The sequence below is a fragment of the Kitasatospora sp. NPDC127067 genome (assembly GCF_042724755.1).
Taxonomy (GTDB): Bacteria; Actinomycetota; Actinomycetes; order Streptomycetales; family Streptomycetaceae; genus Kitasatospora; species Kitasatospora lactacystinica.
Genome location: NZ_JBHXEM010000058.1, coordinates 1 through 2,104, shown reverse-complemented (window position 1 = coordinate 2,104; position 2,104 = coordinate 1). Strand labels below are relative to the sequence as shown.

Here is a 2,104-nt window from a genome sequence, read left to right as displayed (position 1 = left end):
ACTCCGATGCCCTGGCCTACCTGGCATGGATGCGGCTGGAAGCCGGTAACCAGGACGCCGCGGAAGCCCTTGTCCGGCGGGCCGCCGACGCCGGCCAATTCCTCCCCCCAGCTCTCACCCTGACGCTATGGCCGCACGGACTGGACCCGGACGGCTCACCCACCCCTCCCTGGCGCTGAACGCAACACCTGAGCTGCCAGCGGAGGGTGGATAACACGGCAGGTCACCGCGAACCCGGCCTGGCCGGGCCGGGCCAGGCTTGAGTGTTCTTCGAGATCCTCGACCCATCAGCTGACCCCCGGGGGCGCGGGGAGAACTGGGCCAACCGCGCCAGCACCATCCTCGGTGAGCTTCCCCCGCTGCGCGGGAGGTGTTGATTACCTGGTCAGGGCGGGTGTGGGTGGTTCGATGGCCACTGGTTCGGCCGTCGCCCGGTCGGCGTAGTACTTCGTCTCGTACTCGTCGGGGCTGAGCCAGCCGAGTCGCTTCTGGATGCGGCGGGTGTTGTACCAGCCGTCGATGTAGGCGAACAGTGCGAGGTCGGCGTCGGTCCGGGTGGTGAAGGTCGTGCGGCGGACACACTCGGTCTTCAGGACGCTCCAGAAGTTCTCCGCCAGGGCGTTGTCGAACGAGTCGCCCACGCTTCCCATGCTCGGCTCGATTCCCGCCTTCAGCAGGCGAGTTGTGAGCTTGATGGACGTGTACTGACCGGGCTCAAGGGGTCGCTGTGATGGATCAGCTTCCCCGGCTCGACGGGTCGGCCGTGCAGGGCGTACTCCAGGGCGGTGAGGACCAGGTCGGCATCCGCGCGCTCGGAGGTGTGCCAGCCGACGATGCGACGGGAGAAGGCGTCGCGGATCGAGGCAAGCCACCACGGGCCCTCACCGGTGGGGACCAGCGAGATGTCGGCGACCCACAGCCGGTTCGGTGCGTCGGCGGTGAAGTCGCGCCGTACCAGGTCCGGGGCGGGATCGGCCGCCGGGCCGCGGCGGGTGAAGGAGCGGGGCCGGCGCGGGCTCACCCCTTGGAGTCCTGCCTGGCGCATCAGGCGCTCGACCCGCTTGCGGCCGACGTGGGTGCCCTCGCGCCGCAGGGCGGCGTGGACGCGCGGGGATCCGTAGGTTGCGTCGGAGTCGGGGTGGATGCGGCGGATGTGCTCGGTCAGCTCGGCGTCGTGGCGCTTGCGCTCGCAGGGCTCGTGGACGTCGCGGCGCCAGCGGTAGTAGGTGGAGGCGGGGATGTGCAGTTCCCGGAGGACGGGCTCGGCCCCGAAGCGGTCCTGGTGCTCGTCGATGAGCTTCAGTACCGTCGCCGGGCCGGGTCGAGCTCCTGGGCGAAAAAAGCCGAGGCGGCCTTGAGGATCTCGCACGAGCGCCAGAGCTCGGCGTTCTCCTTGCGCAGCGCGGCCGGTTCCTCCTTCTCGGCGGTGGTCAGCCGGTCGTCGCGCTCGCCCCGGTCGGCCTCGTCCTGGCGGATCCAGTTGCGCAGGGCCTCGTGGTGCACCCCGAGGTCGCGGGCCATCTGACGGATCACCGGCTTCGGGTCGGCGGCTCGGTATGCGGCGACAGCACGCTGCCGCAACTCGGGCGGGTATTTCATCGGTGCAGCCATGGCAAAGGCTCCTTTCTCGCGGCCAATCAGGCCATTTCCGGCAACCTTCCGCACCTCGGGGGAACCTCAGACTGCCAGGTCATACCACTTCAGGCCCCCGGTGGACTCCCTGGCGGGAACCCCGGCCCATGCCAGCAGGGCACGGATCCGCTCGATCCCGTCGGAATAGCCGTCGTGGACGAGCATGGCGAGCTGTGCCTCGGCGTCGCGAAGCCGATCTGACCAGGCTTCCAGGTCCCGCCCCGGCGGGTTGGAGACCGCCATGGCCGCGTGGTGCAGCCCGGCGGGCGCGGCCTGGAGCCAACGCAGTCGGCGCCGGTCCTCCTCGGCCTCTCGCACGGCCAGCTCTGCCTGAACATCTCGCGGCCCGGTCAGGCCTCGTTCCGCCAGCCACTCGGCGGAAGATTTCAAGTCCAGTGAGACGGTCGTGATGTTATGAGGTTTGTGGTGCGGGTTCCCTGCGCTTACTGGGGTCGTTGATCCATGCTGCCTG

General features: G+C 69.4%; 4 protein-coding genes. All 4 read right to left on the bottom strand.

What is annotated here, in order from left to right; all coding sequences use genetic code 11:
• Nucleotides 1-377: 377 nt before the first annotated feature.
• Nucleotides 378-662, bottom strand: a complete 285-nt coding sequence (locus tag ACFWJ4_RS22900) for an IS3 family transposase (RefSeq protein ID WP_380546571.1) — start codon at nucleotides 660-662, stop codon at nucleotides 378-380.
• 8 nt (nucleotides 663-670) lie between these two features.
• A complete protein-coding gene (locus ACFWJ4_RS22895) occupies nucleotides 671-1,369 on the bottom strand; it encodes an IS3 family transposase (RefSeq protein WP_380546510.1) in 699 nt (232 codons plus the stop codon).
• A complete protein-coding gene (locus ACFWJ4_RS22890) occupies nucleotides 1,300-1,611 on the bottom strand; it encodes a transposase (RefSeq protein WP_380546508.1) in 312 nt (103 codons plus the stop codon). The genes ACFWJ4_RS22895 and ACFWJ4_RS22890 overlap by 70 nt, the downstream gene beginning before the upstream one ends.
• 66 nt (nucleotides 1,612-1,677) lie before the next feature.
• The coding region (locus ACFWJ4_RS22885; protein ID WP_380546506.1) for a hypothetical protein at nucleotides 1,678-2,104 on the bottom strand (427 nt) is incomplete at its 5' end.

Bases quoted from the DNA above. Each gene is read 5' to 3' on its own strand.
- ACFWJ4_RS22890 (WP_380546508.1), bottom strand. From the start codon at position 1,611: ATGGCTGCACCGATGAAATACCCGCCCGAGTTGCGGCAGCGTGCTGTC.